The following is a 16417-nucleotide window of genomic DNA, read 5'->3' on the forward strand; positions in this document are numbered from 1 at the left end:
CCATCGACGACGACTCACGAGATATCCGCCATGCGCTTCCTTCACCCGCTCCCGTTCGCCCGCCGCGTCGCCGCGCTCGGCGCCGTGGCCGCACTGACCGCCTGCTCGACGCTGCCGCCGTATTCGCCGCCCGCCGTCGCGGTACCCGCGCACTACGCGGGCACACCGGCCGCGCAGTCCGGCTGGCGCACCGCGACACCGGCCGACGCCGCCGCGCGCGGCGCCTGGTGGACCATCTTCGACGATGCCGACCTGAACGCGCTCGAAGCGCGCGTCGACGTGTCGAACCAGACGGTGAAGAAAGCCGTCGCCGAGTTGCAGCAGGCGCGCGCGACGGTCGACTATCAGCACGCCGGGTTCCTGCCGACGATCACTGCGGGCGCCGCGCAAAGCCGCGCGCGCGTGTCGCAAAACCGGCTCGGCTCGTCGCTTGCCGGCAAGACGACGCCCGACTATCAGGCGGGCGTGGCCGCGAGCTGGGAACCCGACGTGTTCGGCCGCGTACGCGACGCGGTGACGGGCGCGCGGGCGGACGCCGCCGCGAGCGCGGCCGATCTGCAGGCCGTGAAGCTGTCGGTCACGGCCGAACTCGCGACCGACTATTTCGCGCTGCGCTCGCTCGACACGCAGAAGCAACTGCTCGACGACACCGTGCGCGCGTACGCGGACGCACTGACGCTGCTCAAGCGGCAGCTCGCGGCCGGTGCGATCGATGCGTCGGCGGTCGCACAAGCCGAGACGCAGCTCGAATCGACGCGCACGCAGGACACCGATATCGACGCGTCGCGTGCGCAGTTGCAGCACGCGATCGCGACGCTCGTCGGCGAGAGCGCGTCGACGTTCGTGCTGCCGCCGCGCGTGCAGGCGTTCCACGTGCCGGCCATTCCGGCCGGCGTGCCGTCGCAACTGCTGGAGCGGCGGCCCGACATCGGGGCGGCCGAGCGCCGTGTCGCGGCCGCGAACGCGCGGATCGGCGAGGCGCGCGCCGCGTTCTTCCCGGATCTCGTGCTGTCGGCGAGCGTCGGCCTCGAGAGTTCGTTCTTCGCACCGTGGCTCACCGCGCCGAGCCTGTTCTGGTCGCTCGGTCCACAGCTCGCCGGCACGCTGTTCGACGGCGGCCGCCGCAGCGCGTCGCTGCGCGGCGCGCATGCGCAATACGACGGTGCGGTCGCCGACTACCGGCACACCGTGCTCGTCGCGTTCCAGCAGGTCGAGGATCAGTTGTCGGCGCTCGACGCACTCGCGTCCGAAGCCGACAGCCAGCAGCGCGCGACCGACGCGGCCGATCTGTCGCTGCGGCTGACGACGAATCGCTTCAACGCGGGCGCCGTCAGCTATCTGGACGTGGTGACCGCGCAGACGATCGCGCTGACGAATCGGCGCACGACCGATCAGATCGACGCGCGCCGGATCGAGGCAGAAGTCGGGTTGCTGAAGGCGTTGGGCGGCGGGTGGCAGGCGAGCGTGGGTGCGGATGCGAAATCGAACATCGGCGCGCAGGAACACGCACCGGCCGCGCGACCCGCACCCACCGTCACACTGCCGCCAGCCGGTTGAACGTAAGCGTGAAACGCGTGCCGAACGTGTCGCTTTCGACCTGCGCGGTACCGCCGTGGAGTTCCATCACCGAGCGCACGATCGCAAGGCCGAGCCCGGCCGTGCCACCCGGCGCACCGCCGCTGCGGGCGGGATCGCCGCGCACGAACCGGTCGAAGATCCGCGGCAGCAGCGCGCGATCGATCGGCTCGCCCGGATTCGCGACGACGACGCGCACCGCATCCGCGGTTTCGTCTACGCTCAGCGTGATGACGCCGCCGGCGGGCGTGTAACGCAGCGCGTTCGCGAGCAGATTGCCGACGGCGCGGCGGAACAGCTCGACATCGGCGGTCAACTGCCCCTGCCCTTCGACGCGCAACGTCGAGCCCGCTTCGTCGGCGAGCCCTTCGAAATACTCCGCGATGCGCTCGAGTTCGTCGCGCACGTCGAACGCGCGCTGCCGGGTGACGAAGCTCGGATGCTCGGCACGCGCGAGAAACAGCACGTTCTCGATCATCCGCGCGAGACGATCGTATTCCTCGAGATTCGATTCGAGCAGCGCCTGGTACTCGTCGGCCGAACGCGGCCGCGCGAGCGCGACCTCGGTAGCGCCGCGCATGTTGTTCAGCGGCGTGCGCAGGTCGTGCGCGAGATCGGCGCTGAATTGCGACAGATGCGCGAACGCCTGCTGCAGGCGGCCGAGCATCGCATTCTGCGCATCGACGAGCGCGCGCAACTCGGGTGGGGCGCGCGACGCGTCGAGCCGCGTGTCGAGCTTGTCGACCGTGATCCGGCCGGTGTTGTCGACGATCTCGCGCAGCGGCGCGAGCGCCGTGCGGATCAGCCAGTAGCCGAGCAGCAGCGCGAACAGCGCGCCGAGCCCGCCGGCGAGCTTGAGCCGGTCGCGGTAACCGTCGAGCAGATCGGCCCGGTCGCGCATGTTGCGGGCGATCGCGATGCGGATCGGCGTGCGGTCGCCGAGCGTGGCCTCGATCACGACGCCGCGCATCGGCGTGCCGCCGCCGGCGGTCCACGTGACGAGCCGGTCGGCCGTGATCCGGTCGTTCGCGGGAACCGGCACCGCGTGCGGCGCGAACAATTGCGCGTCGGCCAGCGGAGCGGATGCGGCCGCAGGCGCATCGTCGGGCGCGGCGAGCCGGACGTTGTGACGTGCGAGCACGTCGCCCCGCGCATCGACGGCGGCCATCGACAGCGCCTCGTTGCCCAGCACCTGGCTCGTCAGTCGCTCCGCGTGCGCGCGAACCGCATCGAGCGACTCGAGCTCGCCCGCGAGCCGGCGCGTGTGACGCGCGGCCAGCACGATGTCGAGATCGTCCTGCGTATTCACCTGCCGCTCGAGGCCCGAATACACGTACGCGCCGACGAGCGCGAACGCGGCGAGCGTGGTCGCGGCGAACGCGAGCGCGAGCGTCGCGGCCAGCGAGCGCGGGCGCGTCATGCGTCGTCCTTCGGTTCGAGCACGTAGCCGACGCCGCGCACGGTATGGATCAGCTTGACCGGGAACGCGTCGTCGATCTTCGCGCGCAGGCGCCGGATCGCGACCTCGACCACGTTGGTGTCGCTGTCGAAATTCATGTCCCACACGTACGATGCGATCTGCGTCCGGCTCAGCACCTCGCCTTGCCGGCGCGCGAGCAGTTGCAGCAGCGAGAATTCGCGCGGCGTGAGGTCGATCCGCGTGGCGCCGCGCTTCACGCGGCGGCGCACCACGTCGATGTCCAGATCGCCGACCGTCAGGCGTTCGGTCTCGCGCGGCGGCCCGCGACGCGCGAGCGTGCGGATGCGGGCGAGCAGTTCGACGAACGCGAACGGTTTCACGAGATAGTCGTCGGCGCCGAGTTCGAGCCCGTGCACGCGGTCCTGCACGTCGTCGCGCGCGGTCAGGAACAGCACCGGCGTCGTGTGCGTGTCGCGCAACCGCTTGAGCACGCCCCAGCCGTCGAGCACGGGCAGCATCACGTCGAGCACGATCACGTCGTAACGCTCTTCCTGCGCGAGCGTCAGCCCCTCGCCGCCGTCCTTCGCGAGATCGACGCTGAAGCCCGATTCCTCGAGCCCCTTCTTCAGGTACGCGCCCGTCTTCGGTTCGTCTTCGACTATCAGGATGCGCATGGCCGGCTCCGTCGCTTTCGTGGGGACATCGGGCGATGTTACCCGGAAACGGCGACGCGGCCGCTCACCGTGCAGGCGCGAACGACGTAGATGACAAAACGGTAATCGGCCGGTCATCCTGGCGTACGGCCGCGAAGCGCGCGACATGGCTCGCATCGCGCCGCGCAACGAAAATCCGAGAACGCGGCATCGTTCGCGTAACGACTCCCAGCGCTCCCCCGATGAATCCGAACCCGCTCCAACGCGGCGGAACGAACCATTCGTCCGGCCGGATGCCCGCCCCCACAAGTGACCCTCCTAACATCATAGGATTGCATTTTCACATTTAATGTGATTTTATTATCACATTCACGAGCCGCCGCCGACCACGCGCGCGCGGCGCACCCCATACCAAGGAAGAGACGCAGATGGAGACGATCGCCGTCATCGGCAGCAACATGGTCGACCTCGTGACCTATGTCACGCGCATGCCCGCCCGGGGCGAAACGCTCGAGGCGCCGAACTTCGAGCTCGGCTGCGGCGGCAAGGGCGCGAACCAGGCCGTCGCGGCCGCGCGCCTCGGCGCGCGCGTCGTGATGGTCACGAAGGTCGGCGACGACGTGTTCGCCGACACCACGATCCGCAACTTCGAGCGCGAAGGCATCGACACCACGCACGTGCGCAAGGTCGCCGGCGTGCCCAGCGGCGTCGCGCCGATCTTCGTCGAGCCCGATTCGAGCAACAGCATCCTGATCGTCAAGGGCGCGAACCGCCATCTGCAACCGGCCGACATCGATGCGGCCGCGCCGATGCTCGCCGACTGCGCGCTGATCGTGCTGCAGCTCGAAATCGAGCTCGACACCGTCTATCACGCGATCGAATTCGGCGCACGGCACGGCATTCCCGTGTTGCTGAACCCGGCCCCCGCCGTAGCCGATCTCGATTTCGAGCGCATCCGTTCCGTCGAATTCTTCGTGCCGAACGAGACCGAGCTCGCGATCGTGTCGGGCATGCCGGTCGATTCGCGCGACAGCGCGACCCGGGCCGCCGAAGCGCTGGTCGCGCGCGGGCTCAAGCACGTGCTCGTCACGCTCGGCGACAAGGGTTCGCTGCTGGTGTCGCGCGACGGCGCGCGCCACGTGCCGGGCGTGCCGGTCGACGCGCGCGATACGACGGGCGCCGGCGATGCGTATATCGGCTGCTTCGCGCGCTGCTATGCCGCGTCGCGCGACGCCGTCGACGCGATGCGTTACGCGTCCGCCTATGCCGCGCATTCGGTCACGGGCCTCGGCACGCAGAAGTCGTACGCCGACGCCGCGACGTTCGAACGCTTCCTCCGCGACGCCGGCTTCTGACCGGCGCCTTCATCGACGAGACATTGGGAAGGAGACACCCATGAGCCGAACCAGGATCGAACACACACCCGACGGCTATTACCTGAATCGCACGCCGCTCTTCGCGTTTACGCTGCTGTGCTGCCTGTTCGCGCTGTGGGGCACGGCCGCGAACCTGAACGACGTGCTGATCGCGCAGTTCAAGAAATCGTTCTTCCTGTCCGATTTCGAATCGGCGTTCGTGCAGTCGGCGTTCTATCTCGGCTACTTCTTCCTCGCGATTCCGGCCGCGACCGTCGTGAAGAAGTTCAGCTACAAGACGACGATCCTCGTCGGCCTGCTGCTCTACACGACCGGCTGCCTGCTGTTCTTCCCGGCCGCGTCGATGGCGAAGTACGGGATGTTCCTCGTCGCGCTGTTCGTGATCGCCGCGGGCCTGTCGTTCCTCGAAACGGCATCGAACTCGTATTCGACGCTGATGGGCCCGCGCGACACCAGCACGCGGCGGCTGAACATCTCGCAGACGTTCTATCCGTTCGGCGCGATGGCCGGCGTCTACATGGGCAGCTTCCTGATCTTCAAGGAAGGCGACGCGTCGCATGCGCAGCTCGCGGCGATGTCGGCCGCCGAAGCCCACACGCACCAGCTCGCGATGATTCAAGCCACGCTCGAACCGTACAAGTGGCTGATCGTCGTGCTCGCCGCCGTGTTCGTCGTGTTCGCGCTCACGCCGTACCCGGCGTGCAAGGGCAACGGCGCGAGCACGGTCACGCACCGGATCGACGCGCGCGGCACGCTCGCGCGCCTGTTCGGCAACCGGCGCTTCGTCGCGGGCGTGGTCGCGCAATTCCTGTACGTCGGCGCGCAGGTCGGCGTGTGGAGCTTCACGATCCGGCTCGCGATGCAGATCGGCGGCCTCACCGAGCGCGGCGCGTCGCGCTACCTGCTCGCGACCTTCTTCGCGTTCTTCGTCGGCAAGCTGGTCGCGACACTCGTGATGAAGCGCGTCGGCCCGGCCAAGGTGCTGATCGCCTACGGCATCCTGTGCATCGCGCTGCTTGCATACACGATCGGCGTGCACAACATCACGGCCGTGTATGCAGCCGTGTGCGTGAGCATCTTCCTCGGCCCGTGCTGGCCGACGATCTACGGGCTGACGATCGACGGCCTCGGCAAGGACACCGAATACGGCGGCTCGATCCTCGTGATGAGCATCGTCGGCGGCGCGGTCGTGCCGCTGATCCAGGGGCTGATCTCCGATCACACGGGCGGCAACATGCAGCTCGCGTTCGTCGTGCCGCTCGCATGCTTCGTCGTGATCGTCTACTACGGCTTCTACTGCCTGCGTCATCTGCCGGCGGCAACGCCCGACGCGGCGGCCGACGGGCCCGCGTCCGCGCGCTACGCCGCGACGCGCCACACGTCGGGAGCCTGACCATGCGCGGCGAGATCGAACTGCGGCGCGACGACTTCCGCGAAGCACCGCGCACGCTGTATCGCACCGACGGCATCACCGTCACCGCGTTCGCGTATCCGTCCGGCGTCGAGGCGCTGAAGCTCGAGAACCGCCGCGGCCATCTCGTCGTGCTGCCGTATCTCGGCCAGATGATCTGGGCCGCCGAATTCGACGGCCGCGACCTGACGATGAAGCACATGTTCCGGCAGCCGAGGCGCGCGACGTCGATCGTCGATACCTACGGCTGCTTCATGTTCCACAGCGGGCTGCTGCGCAACGGCTGCCCGGGGCCGGACGACACGCACGCGCTGCACGGCGAGATGCCGTGCGCGCCGATGGATCGCGCGAGCCTGATCGTCGGCACGGATGCGAGCGGCGCCATGGTCGAAGTGACGGGAGAATACGAGTACGTGCAGGGCTTCGGCAGCCACTACGTCGCGCGTCCGTCGGTGCGGCTGACGGAGCACGATGCGCGGATGACGATCGCGATGGACGTGACGAATCTCGGCGGCGCGCCGATGGACCTGATGTACATGGCCCACCTGAACTATGCGTACGTGCCGGGCGGCCGCTTCGTGCAATCGCTCCCGCACGGCGGCATGCGGCTGCGCGACAGCGTGCCCGCGCACGTGAAGCCGACCGCTGCGTGGCGCGACTACACGGCCACGCTCGCGCGCGAACCGGCGCGGCTCGCGACGCTCGATGCGCCCGCGCTGTACGACCCGGAGATCGTGTTCTTCATGAACGACGTGCAAGCGGATGCCGACGGCATCGCGCATTTCCGGCTCGCGCATCCGGACGGCGGCGCGTTCCATACCGCGTACCGCCCCGCGCAATTCCCGCATGCGACGCGCTGGATCCTGCACAACGCGGATCAGCAGGTCGCCGCGTTCGCGCTGCCGTCGACCTGCGAGCCGGAAGGTTACGAAGCCGAACGCCGCAAGGGTCACGTCGCGGCGCTGGCGCCGGGTGCGTCGCGCCGCTTCGAGGTGGTCACCGGCTACTTGAGCGCGGCGGAAGCGCGCGATGCCTGACGCGATGAATAGCGCGACGCCCGGCGCGCTGCACGCGCGCGACGCATCAGGTCACGAGCGCGATCCCGTGTTCGCGGATCGCGGTTTCGTAGCGGCGGCTCAGTTGCCCGTCGGAGATCACGTAGTTGAAATCGGTCAGTTCGGCGAAATAGGCTGCGCGCACTTCGTCGAACTTCGTGTGATCGACCAGCAGGAAGCGGTTCTGCGCGCGCGCCATCACCTTCTTCTTCGCATCGACTTCGTGGAAGTTGAAGCACGTGACGCCGCAGCGATCGCTCACGCCGGCCGCCGAGATGAACGCCTTCGACACGCGCACCGAATCGAGGATGCCCGTTTCGGCGACCGATTCGAACACCATGTTCTGGCGGTGATACGCGCCGCCGCACAGGATCACGTTGCAATGCGGCTTTTGCTGCAGCTTCGCGAACACGTTCAGCGAATTGCAGACCGCCGTGAATTCGAGGTCGTCCGGAATGAAATCGACGACGAACGGCGTGGTCGACCCGCAGTCGACGAAGATCGTGTCGCCGGTCGTCACGAACTGTGCGGCCAGCTTGCCGATGCGGCGCTTTTCCTCGGTCTGCCGGTTGTTCTCGGCGCTGATCAGGTATTCGCCGATGTCGCTGCGCTGCGCGGCGAAATGGCGCGTCACGTAGCCGCCGATCAGGCTGAGGCCGTGCGGGTTGTCCGCGAGATCGCGGCGGATCGTCATTTCGGACACGCCGAACAGCTCGGCGACTTCCCGCAGATGAATCGCGTTCTGCCCTTGCAGCACGTTCATCAATGTCTTGATCCGTTCGCCCTTCTTTGTTTCCATGCCTGTATCCTGCGTGCCCGTCGCGTGAGTCGCTCGTCGTGCCGGGCGCGCAGGCCCGGCCGGAATGTCGTATTTGTAACAAACCGATGTGAAAACATCAACTTTCCGTGTGCCCTTTCCGCACACGATCCGTGGAGTCCTGACACATGCCGCTTTCCAACGCCCAACTCGCCCAAACCATCGATCACACGCTGCTTGCGCCCGACGCGAGCGACGCGCAGATCCGCGAACTCTGCCGCCAGGCGGCCGAGCATCGCTTTTACTCGGTCTGCGTGAATTCGGCGAACGTGCCGCTTGCCGCGCGCGAGCTGGCCGATACCGGCGTGCTTGTCTGTGCCGTGGTCGGCTTTCCGCTCGGCGCGGGGCTGTCCGCCGCGAAGGCATTCGAAGCCACCGCCGCGATCGCGGCGGGCGCCGGCGAGATCGACATGGTGATCAACATCGGCGCGCTGAAAAGCGGCCGCGCCGACGACGTGAAGGCCGACATCGACGCCGTGCACCGCGCCTGCGGCACGGTGCCGCTCAAGGTGATCCTCGAAACGGGATTGTTGACCGACGACGAGAAGGTGCGCGTGTGCGAGATGTGCCGCGAGCTCGGCGTCGCGTTCGTGAAGACGTCGACCGGGTTCGGCCATGGCGGCGCGACGCTCGCGGATGTCGCGCTGATGCGCCGCACGGTCGGGCCGACGCTCGGCGTGAAGGCGTCGGGCGGCGTGCGCGACCGCGCGGCCGCGCTCGCGATGCTCGAGGCCGGCGCGACCCGGCTCGGCACGAGTTCGGGAGTGGCGATCGTCACGGATCAGGGCAGCGGCGGGTCGGGGTACTGACGCGAGAACGGCCGGCCTTCGCGCACGTGCATCACGCATCAAGACCGGCCGTCGAAATACCTCGCGCGAGCCGGACCGTGCGGCGTCGCCCTTGTCGTACGACTCGTCGGACTGCTCCGCCGTCGGCAATCAACGTAAGATATCGAACAGAAGCGTCCCGCGCGAAAATACGAAAATCGACAAGTCAGAGGCCGTCTGCATCGCTTCGCGATCCGTGAACTCATCGTCAGGGCTCCAATGCAAGCCAATCTTCGGTCCCGGTTCCATCACGACGGCTTTGCGGTCATCAACGGGCTGATCGACATCTCGGAGATCGAAGACTTGCGCGAAATCGGCCATCGTCTGCTCGGCAGCCGCACGGGCTACGCCGAGGGCCTGATGTTCGATTTCTATCCCGAGTCGAACGGGCGCGATTTCGACCCTCAACTTCTCCAACTCCACTGGGCATCCTATTTCGAGCGTCGGCTATCGAGGCTCCGTATCCGCCGCGCCGCGTTCGATATCGCCAAGACGCTGCTCGGCCCGAACGTTCGTTTCGCCGGTGATAGTTTTTTCCTGAAGCAGTCGCACACGGACACCGTGACGCCGTGGCATCAGGACGACGCATTTACCGACGCGCGCATCGACCATCGCGAAGTCAACTTCTGGATTCCGTTACAAGCCGTGTCGATCGACAACGGGTGCATGCAGTTCATCCCCGGGTCGCATCTGTACGACGTCCTTCCGCATGCACCGCTCGGGGGCGACGTGACCGCCCATGGACTCGAGTGTGTCGGCGGATTCGATCCGGCTCGCGCCGTGGCGTGTCCGTTGATGCCGGGAGACTGCACCGTGCATGCGGGGCGCACGCTGCATGCCGCGGGGGCAAACTTCTCGGACCAGCCGCGGTACGCGTATGCGCTCAATTTCCGGTTACCGCGACGGCGCTCGGGTATGGCGACGAACTTTCCGTGGCACGACACGTGGCGACCCTCGCGCATCGAGCGCTCGCGGGTGTCCCGGGGTCTACGTGGGTGCTGGCCGTATCTTCGACGCGAGCTGTACACCTTCGACTTCCGCAATCCGTTCGAGTGGCAACTCGCGGGCGGCAGGATCGCACGTTGGTTGAACGTGTCGCGGCAAAGGATGCACGGACCCGAGCCGGGATGAACCGTGGCGGCATCGCCGGAGCGCTGCCACATCTCCGGTACGCATGGGTCGACGGAATTTTTTCCATCGATTCCGGCGCGCCGACATCCGCATTCGATCCGCAACGCCGATTGCGATCGATCATCCGCACGCGTGCGTCACGCGTGAAGACCAGCCGGCGGAATCCATTGCTCGAGCAGCTCCTTGCGGCGGTGCACGGCAACCGCACGCGGTCCGGCCAACGACGCTGCCACCCTCTTCCGCGCACGCGGCAAGCCCGGCACAATGCCGCCCATGCGCTACGACAATGCCTTCGTCTACCCGTCCACCGGCCTCGCCGGCCGGATCGCCAACCGGATCGTCGCGAGCGGCTCGCTGCTGCGCGCCCGCCGCGCGCTACTGTCGCGGCTACCGTTCCTGCAGCTCGCGAGCGACGTCGAGCATGTCGTGTATTGCACGTGGGTCGTCGATGTCGCGGCCGTCGCACACCTCGTGCCGCGCGACGTCACGCTCGCGAGCCGCGGCGGCCGCACGCTGTTCACGACGCTCACCTACCGGCACCGGCACTTCGGTCCGCGGCTCGCCGGCCCCCTGCGGCGCGTATTTCCGTCGCCGCTGCAGAGCAACTGGCGGCTCTACGTCGACGCGCTGCCGGACGGCGCGCCGGCGGAGCGCACCGTGCTGTTCGTGAAGAACGTGTTCGACCACCCGCTCTATGCGCTCGGCAGCCGGCTTTTCAGCGACGCGCTGCCGTCGCATCTCGCGCGGCCCTTTACACATGCGGTACGCGACGGACGCTACGACACGCTGCTGGCGGGAAGCGGCGGCAGCGCGCCCGACTTCCGCTGCGCGGCGCAAGCGTCGGACGATCGAACGTTGCCCGACGCGTTCGCGCCGTTCTTCAACGACTGGCGCGATGCCGTCGCATCAGTATCGCTGCAGCACTCGGCAATCGCGCATGTCGCAGACTGCGACCGCCTTGCGTACGCGTCGATCGACCTGCCGATCGACGTCGACGCCGTCCGGCCGCTGAAGACGGTCGGCCCCGTGGGCGAGAGCGACTTCCTCGCACGCATCGGCGCCACCGGCGAGCCGATGTGCTTCGTCGTTCCCGACGTCGCGTTCCGCGTGCTCTCCGAGCGGTTGCTGTAGCGCGCGGATCGACGCGGCGCTACCGCGCCGCAATCCCTGCGATAAAAGACACGCACGCGGCCGCCGACGCCACCGTGCGCACGTGATTCCACCTCGTCCATCGCATGGTGGCCGTTTTACGCGCGCGAGGGTTCACCGCGTTGGAACGAAAGGTCGCCTACCCTATGTGCCGCGCGATCGGCGCAACGCGTCAGCAGTGCGACGAATGCGCGGTGCAGCACGGCGGTGGTGAGCCCCGCGGTCCGGATCGGTCGCCGACTGCTTGCAGATTCATCACGGCACCTCAAAAAGCGGGCATCGCGTACGCGACACGCACGGCTCGAGGTCAATCACGCCGATGCTGACGTTTGTGGCACTCGCACCGTAAGACCCGGGAGGTCGGCAAAATCCGCCACATTCAGCGTCATCAGCGCATAGCCTCGCTCGATCGCCTGCGCGGCAATCCACAGGTCGTTGTAACGCGGACGTGGCGAGCGGCCGGCTTGCTTGACGGCGGCGGCAAGCACTCCGAACGCGGCTGCGGTATGACGCGTGACGTCGAGTACCGGCCGCCGCTCGAGCTGGCGCAGATACGCAGCTCGACGCGCGCGCTCCGCAGCGTCGGCGCAAGCCTGCACGCCGAACGCCAGTTCGCCCAGGGAGATGGTCGAGATAAACACCGGCGCATCACCGGCAGTGTCGATCACGGCGCGCGATTCGACCGTTCCGCCGGCGAGCCCGACCCACACGCAGCTATCGATGATCATGCCCATGGGTCACGCAGCCCGTCTTCGAAGCCTTCGCGGCTATCGCGCAGCCAGCGTGCCGCGTCCTCGGCGCCCAGGCTCACTGGCAAATCGGCGAGTGCTTCGGCAGCACGCATCATGGGCTCGGCGGGCACCAGACGTGCGATCACCGTCTGATTGCGTTCGACCACGATCGTTTCGCGACGCTGGGCGACCTGGTCGAGAATCTGGCGGGTATGGCGAGCCAGTTCTGTGGCGGTGATGGTCGGCATGGCGGCCTCCTGTGCATGGAATACGTATTATACGTAATCCATGCATCGGCCGCAGTCATTTCCACAGATCGGCTCGCCGGAAAGGTGCCTTTGGCCCCATGGAAAATCAAGAACGTGGCCCCTCACAACAACGCCGAAGTCACGAACGCGATCACGGTCGGGCGTTCCACACGCCGGTCGCGGCGGCCGCACGCGCATAGTCGGCGAAATCGCGCGCCGGGCGCCCGAGCGTGGCCTCGACGCCCTGTGTCACCGCGCTGTTGCGCCCGTCGAGCACCACGTCGAACAGGTCGTCGAGCAGCGCGACGACCGGCGCCGGTACGCCGACCTCGCGCAGCCCCGCGACGAACGCATCGTGCGCAATCTCGCGATAGGCGATCGGCCGCCCGGCAGCCCGTGCGATTTCGCCGACCGCTTCGGCGAACGTCAGCGCGCGCGGGCCCGTGACCTCGATCACGCGGTCCGCGAACCGCGCATCGGTGAGCGCGGCCACGGCCACGTCCGCGATGTCGTCCGCATCGACGAACGGCTCGGGCACCGCGCCGGCCGGCAACGCGACTTCGCCGGCCAGCACGCCGTCGAGCAGATAGCCTTCGGAGAAGTTCTGGTTGAACCAGCTTGCACGCACGACACCCCAGCCTACGCCCGACGCCTGCAGCGCAGCCTCGGCGGCCTGCGCGCGCGGCTCGCCGCGCCCGGACAGCAGCACCACGCGCTCGACGCCGCGCTCCCGCGCGAGCCGCGCGAATCCAGCAATCGCGTCCACCGCGCCTTCGACGGCCAGATCGGGCTGGTAGGTCACATAAGCGGCCGACACGCCATCGAGCGCGGCCGGCCAGGTTTCGGGCGCCGTCCAGTCGAAGCGGACCGCCGACGTGCGCGACACCGGTCGCGTCGCGAGGCCGCGCGTGCGCAGCCGGGCATCGACGCGGGCGCCCGTCTTGCCCGAACCGCCGACGATGAGAATGGGAAGTGCCGACATGTGCGTCTCCTTTTGGAAAAACACGAGAACGTCTCGCATTTTAAAAACACGATAGACTCTCGCATTAATAACGTCAAGTTTTTCGGGAGGCGGCATGGGCCGGCAAAAATCGGGGCAGAGCGACGAGCCCGACACGGCGGCGGATGCGCCGGCGCGTGCGCGGCTGGTACCGACGCAGCAGCGCAGCCGCGAGCGGTTCGAGCGCATCCTTGCATGCGCATCGGAAGTGATGATCGAGAAAGGCTGCGACGCGTTCCGGATGAGCGACATCGTCGAACGCACGGGCATTTCGTTCGGGTCGCTGTATCAGTACTTTCCGGACAAGACGGCCGTGATCGGCACGCTCGCGGAGCGCTACAACGAGGTTGGCCACGACTGCGTGCGGCGCGATCTCGCCACGATGAAGACGCTCGACGATCTGCACGGCACGCTTGCACGCATCACGGACAGCTATTACCGGATGTTCGTCGACGAGCCACTGATGCGCGACATCTGGCGTGCGACGCAGGCCGATCGCGCGCTGCAGGAACTGGATCGCGCGGACGGCGAATTCCTGGCCGGGCTGTTCGCGGATGCGCTGGCGGAAGTCGCGCCCGACACAACCCGCGCGCAACGCAGCGCATTCGCGGAACTGATGATGATCCAGATCTCGGCGGCCGTGCGCCATGCGATCACGCTGCCGCCGAAGGCGGCGCGGCAGCTTCTGGCGATGTTCAAGCGCGCGCTGCCGCGCGACCTGTCGATACTCGACGCGTAATCTCGCCGTGCGCGCCGCTCAATGCACACGGCCGCCCGAAGGCGGCCGCGCGAAGAGGCACCGATGCGCCGCTTACTTGCCGTAGTCGTACACCCCGCGCCCCGTCTTCCGCCCGAGGCGCCCCGCCGACACCATCTCGCGCAGCAGCGGGCACGCACGATACTTCGGATCCCCGAAGTCCTTCAGGAATACGTCCATCACCGCGAGGCACACGTCGAGCCCGACGAGGTCGGCCAGCGCGAGCGGCCCGATCGGGTGGTTCGCGCCGAGCTTCATCCCCGCGTCGATCTCCTCGGCCGACGCGATGCCTTCGGCCAGCACGAAGAACGCTTCGTTGATCATCGGCACCAGGATCCGGTTCACGACGAAGCCCGGCGAATTGCGCACGCCGATCGGCGATTTGTCGAAACGCTCGGTCAGTGTGCGCACGGCCGACGCGGTCGCGTCGCTCGTCTGCAGCCCGCGGATGATCTCGACGAGCGGCATCAGCGGCACCGGGTTGAAGAAATGCATGCCGAGGAAACGCGACGGATCGGCGAGCGGCGCCGCGAGCGCCGTGATCGAGATCGACGACGTGTTGGTCGCGATGATCGCGTCCGGGCGCGCGACGGCCTCGATCTGCTTCAGGATGCGGCCCTTCAGCTCGACGTTCTCGGTCGCCGCTTCGATCACGATGTCGACCGCCGCGAGCTTCGCGTAGTCGGTCGACGTCGCGATGCGCGCGAGCGCCGCATCGCGTGCGGCCGCGTCGAGCTTGTCCTTCGACACGAGCCGCTCGAGGCTGCCCTTCAGCGTCGCGAGACCCTTGTCGAGCGCGGCGTCGCTGACGTCGATCATCACGACGTTCAGTCCTGCAACGGCGGCGGTTTGCGCAATGCCGTTACCCATGGTTCCGGCGCCCACGACGCCGACAGTTTCGATGGCCATGAAATGTCCTGTGTATTCGGATGCCGAGCGGTCGATTATCAGATGTTCTCGAAGATCGCGGCAATCCCCTGGCCGCCGCCGATACACATCGTCACGAGCGCGTAACGGCCGCCGATGCGCTTCAGTTCGTACAGCGCCTTCACCGTGATCAGCGCGCCGGTCGCGCCGATCGGGTGACCGAGCGAGATGCCCGAGCCGTTCGGGTTGACCTTCGCGGGATCGAGGCCGAGCTCCTGCGTGACCGCGCAGGCCTGTGCGGCGAACGCCTCGTTGGCTTCGATCACGTCGAGATCGGCGATCGTCAGGCCCGCGCGTTCAAGCGCCTTCTGCGTGGCCGGCACCGGACCGATGCCCATGTACGCCGGATCGACACCCGCGTGCGCATACGACACGAGACGCGCGAGCGGCTTCACGCCCTGCGCGCGCGCGGCGTCCGCGCTCATCATCAGCACGGCGGCGGCCGCATCGTTGATGCCCGATGCGTTGCCGGCCGTCACGGTGCCGTTCTCCTTCACGAACACAGGCTTGAGCTTCGTGAAATCGTCCGCGCTCGCGTCGTGCCGCACGTGCTCGTCGGTGTCGAACGCGACTTCGCCCTTCTTCGTGCGGATCGAGATCGGCAGGATCTGATCCTTGAAGCGCCCTTCCGCGATCGCGCGCGCCGCGCGACGATGCGACTCGAGCGCCAGCGCATCCTGCGCGTCACGCGAGATGTCGTACTTGCGTGCGACGTTCTCGGCCGTCACGCCCATGTGGATCGTCTGGAACGGGTCGTGCAGCGCGCCGAGCATCATGTCGACGAGTTTCGCATCGCCCATGCGCTGGCCGAAACGCGCGGCCGGCACGGTGTACGGCGCGCGGCTCATGCTCTCCGAACCGCCGCCGATCGCGACGTCGGCGTCGCCGAGCATGATCGTCTGCGCGGCCGACACGATCGCCTGCAGGCCCGAACCGCACAGGCGGTTCACGGTGAGCGCCGGCGTGTGCTGCGCGACGCCGCCGTTGATCGCCGCGACGCGCGCGAGATACATGTCCTTCGGCTCGGTGTTCACGACGTGGCCGAACACGACATGCCCGACCGCGTCGCCCGGCACGCTCGCGCGCGCCAGCACTTCGGCGACGACCTTCGCGCCGAGGTCGGTCGGCGAGAAATCCTTTAGGCTCCCGCCGAAATCGCCGATCGCGGTACGGACACCGCTCACCACCACGACTTCCTTCGCTGCATTGCTCATCGTCTCACTCCGGTTCGTTCGCGCCCGCGGGGCGCGGGGATGCGTTGCGTTACATGTTCGGGTAATTCGGCCCGCCGCCGCCTTCGGGCGTGACCCACACGATGTTCTGCGTCGGGTCCTTGATGT

17 protein-coding genes are annotated in these 16417 nt (G+C 67.6%); 8 read left to right on the top strand and 9 right to left on the bottom strand.

The genetic code is table 11. The features are described from left to right. Positions 1–30 precede the first annotated feature (30 nt). Positions 31–1557 carry an efflux transporter outer membrane subunit gene (locus WT97_RS21030; RefSeq protein ID WP_060354321.1) on the top strand — a complete coding sequence of 509 codons (1527 nt, stop codon included), beginning with the start codon at positions 31–33 and terminating at the stop codon, positions 1555–1557. Here the strand turns inward: WT97_RS21030 and WT97_RS21035 are convergent. Then, on the bottom strand, positions 1535–2995 hold the full coding sequence (locus WT97_RS21035; protein ID WP_060354322.1) for a heavy metal sensor histidine kinase: 1461 nt from the start codon (positions 2993–2995) through the stop codon (positions 1535–1537). The two genes, WT97_RS21030 and WT97_RS21035, sit on opposite strands and share 23 nt — an antisense overlap. Next, positions 2992–3669 carry a heavy metal response regulator transcription factor gene (locus tag WT97_RS21040; protein ID WP_059499809.1) on the bottom strand — a complete coding sequence of 226 codons (678 nt, stop codon included), beginning with the start codon at positions 3667–3669 and terminating at the stop codon, positions 2992–2994. Before WT97_RS21040 ends, WT97_RS21035 begins: the two co-directional genes overlap by 4 nt. Before the next feature lie 407 nt (positions 3670–4076). Between WT97_RS21040 and rbsK the strand changes: the two genes are divergently transcribed. The 3 genes from rbsK to WT97_RS21055 are packed head-to-tail and all read left to right on the top strand — an operon-like array spanning position 4077 to position 7472. Beyond that, the gene (gene rbsK, locus WT97_RS21045; protein ID WP_059790932.1) at positions 4077–5003 is read left to right on the top strand and encodes a ribokinase; all 927 of its coding nucleotides are present in this window, start codon (positions 4077–4079) and stop codon (positions 5001–5003) included. A 40-nt stretch (positions 5004–5043) separates the two neighbouring features. Beyond that, the gene (gene fucP / locus WT97_RS21050; protein WP_060354323.1) at positions 5044–6417 is read left to right on the top strand and encodes an L-fucose:H+ symporter permease; all 1374 of its coding nucleotides are present in this window, start codon (positions 5044–5046) and stop codon (positions 6415–6417) included. A 2-nt stretch (positions 6418–6419) separates the two neighbouring features. Further along, positions 6420–7472: an aldose 1-epimerase family protein gene (locus WT97_RS21055; RefSeq protein ID WP_060354324.1), complete on the top strand. Its 1053-nt coding sequence runs from the start codon at positions 6420–6422 to the stop codon at positions 7470–7472. 46 nt (positions 7473–7518) lie between these two features. On the opposite strand, the gene deoR is transcribed toward WT97_RS21055, so the two are convergent. Next, positions 7519–8289: a DNA-binding transcriptional repressor DeoR gene (deoR, locus tag WT97_RS21060; RefSeq protein ID WP_034209379.1), complete on the bottom strand. Its 771-nt coding sequence runs from the start codon at positions 8287–8289 to the stop codon at positions 7519–7521. Positions 8290–8435: 146 nt separating this feature from the next. On the opposite strand from deoR, the gene deoC reads away from it, so the two are divergent. The 3 genes from deoC (at position 8436) to WT97_RS21075 (ending at position 11396) form a co-directional block, all read left to right on the top strand. Beyond that, positions 8436–9116: a deoxyribose-phosphate aldolase gene (gene deoC, locus WT97_RS21065; RefSeq protein WP_060354325.1), complete on the top strand. Its 681-nt coding sequence runs from the start codon at positions 8436–8438 to the stop codon at positions 9114–9116. Positions 9117–9353: 237 nt separating this feature from the next. Then, positions 9354–10265: a phytanoyl-CoA dioxygenase family protein gene (locus WT97_RS21070; RefSeq protein WP_060354326.1), complete on the top strand. Its 912-nt coding sequence runs from the start codon at positions 9354–9356 to the stop codon at positions 10263–10265. Positions 10266–10529: 264 nt separating this feature from the next. Further along, complete coding sequence (locus WT97_RS21075) at positions 10530–11396, top strand: DUF2071 domain-containing protein (RefSeq protein ID WP_060354327.1); 867 nt, start codon at positions 10530–10532, stop codon at positions 11394–11396. Positions 11397–11725: 329 nt separating this feature from the next. On the opposite strand, the gene WT97_RS21080 is transcribed toward WT97_RS21075, so the two are convergent. The 3 genes from WT97_RS21080 to WT97_RS21090 form a co-directional block, all read right to left on the bottom strand. After that, positions 11726–12148: a type II toxin-antitoxin system VapC family toxin gene (locus WT97_RS21080; RefSeq protein WP_060354328.1), complete on the bottom strand. Its 423-nt coding sequence runs from the start codon at positions 12146–12148 to the stop codon at positions 11726–11728. Further along, positions 12139–12393 carry a type II toxin-antitoxin system Phd/YefM family antitoxin gene (locus tag WT97_RS21085; protein ID WP_060354329.1) on the bottom strand — a complete coding sequence of 85 codons (255 nt, stop codon included), beginning with the start codon at positions 12391–12393 and terminating at the stop codon, positions 12139–12141. Before WT97_RS21085 ends, WT97_RS21080 begins: the two co-directional genes overlap by 10 nt. A gap of 151 nt (positions 12394–12544) precedes the next feature. Next, complete coding sequence (locus WT97_RS21090) at positions 12545–13375, bottom strand: NmrA family transcriptional regulator (RefSeq protein ID WP_060354330.1); 831 nt, start codon at positions 13373–13375, stop codon at positions 12545–12547. A gap of 94 nt (positions 13376–13469) precedes the next feature. Between WT97_RS21090 and WT97_RS21095 the strand changes: the two genes are divergently transcribed. Beyond that, complete coding sequence (locus WT97_RS21095) at positions 13470–14132, top strand: TetR/AcrR family transcriptional regulator (protein WP_060354331.1); 663 nt, start codon at positions 13470–13472, stop codon at positions 14130–14132. A gap of 72 nt (positions 14133–14204) precedes the next feature. Here the strand turns inward: WT97_RS21095 and WT97_RS21100 are convergent, their stop codons facing one another. From WT97_RS21100 to WT97_RS35220, 3 genes are all read right to left on the bottom strand, one after another. Beyond that, positions 14205–15059 (bottom strand): 3-hydroxybutyryl-CoA dehydrogenase, encoded by an 855-nt coding sequence (locus WT97_RS21100; protein ID WP_060354332.1) that lies wholly within the window; start codon positions 15057–15059, stop codon positions 14205–14207. Between the two features lie 38 nt (positions 15060–15097). Then, positions 15098–16291, bottom strand: coding sequence for a beta-ketothiolase BktB (gene bktB, locus WT97_RS21105; protein ID WP_059499807.1), 1194 nt, complete (start codon positions 16289–16291; stop codon positions 15098–15100). Between the two features lie 49 nt (positions 16292–16340). Then, the coding region (locus WT97_RS35220; protein WP_133168007.1) for a 4Fe-4S dicluster domain-containing protein at positions 16341–16417 on the bottom strand (77 nt) is incomplete at its 5' end.

The organism is Burkholderia sp. MSMB1459WGS (genome assembly GCF_001534535.1).
GTDB lineage: Bacteria > Pseudomonadota > Gammaproteobacteria > Burkholderiales > Burkholderiaceae > Burkholderia.

Bases quoted from the DNA above. Each gene is read 5' to 3' on its own strand.
- WT97_RS21030 (WP_060354321.1), top strand. From the start codon at position 31: ATGCGCTTCCTTCACCCGCTCCCGTTCGCCCGCCGCGTCGCCGCGCTC.
- WT97_RS21035 (WP_060354322.1), bottom strand. From the start codon at position 2,995: ATGACGCGCCCGCGCTCGCTGGCCGCGACGCTCGCGCTCGCGTTCGCC.
- WT97_RS21040 (WP_059499809.1), bottom strand. From the start codon at position 3,669: ATGCGCATCCTGATAGTCGAAGACGAACCGAAGACGGGCGCGTACCTG.
- rbsK (WP_059790932.1), top strand. From the start codon at position 4,077: ATGGAGACGATCGCCGTCATCGGCAGCAACATGGTCGACCTCGTGACC.
- fucP (WP_060354323.1), top strand. From the start codon at position 5,044: ATGAGCCGAACCAGGATCGAACACACACCCGACGGCTATTACCTGAAT.
- WT97_RS21055 (WP_060354324.1), top strand. From the start codon at position 6,420: ATGCGCGGCGAGATCGAACTGCGGCGCGACGACTTCCGCGAAGCACCG.
- deoR (WP_034209379.1), bottom strand. From the start codon at position 8,289: ATGGAAACAAAGAAGGGCGAACGGATCAAGACATTGATGAACGTGCTG.
- deoC (WP_060354325.1), top strand. From the start codon at position 8,436: ATGCCGCTTTCCAACGCCCAACTCGCCCAAACCATCGATCACACGCTG.
- WT97_RS21070 (WP_060354326.1), top strand. From the start codon at position 9,354: ATGCAAGCCAATCTTCGGTCCCGGTTCCATCACGACGGCTTTGCGGTC.
- WT97_RS21075 (WP_060354327.1), top strand. From the start codon at position 10,530: ATGCCGCCCATGCGCTACGACAATGCCTTCGTCTACCCGTCCACCGGC.
- WT97_RS21080 (WP_060354328.1), bottom strand. From the start codon at position 12,148: ATGGGCATGATCATCGATAGCTGCGTGTGGGTCGGGCTCGCCGGCGGA.
- WT97_RS21085 (WP_060354329.1), bottom strand. From the start codon at position 12,393: ATGCCGACCATCACCGCCACAGAACTGGCTCGCCATACCCGCCAGATT.
- WT97_RS21090 (WP_060354330.1), bottom strand. From the start codon at position 13,375: ATGTCGGCACTTCCCATTCTCATCGTCGGCGGTTCGGGCAAGACGGGC.
- WT97_RS21095 (WP_060354331.1), top strand. From the start codon at position 13,470: ATGGGCCGGCAAAAATCGGGGCAGAGCGACGAGCCCGACACGGCGGCG.
- WT97_RS21100 (WP_060354332.1), bottom strand. From the start codon at position 15,059: ATGGCCATCGAAACTGTCGGCGTCGTGGGCGCCGGAACCATGGGTAAC.
- bktB (WP_059499807.1), bottom strand. From the start codon at position 16,291: ATGAGCAATGCAGCGAAGGAAGTCGTGGTGGTGAGCGGTGTCCGTACC.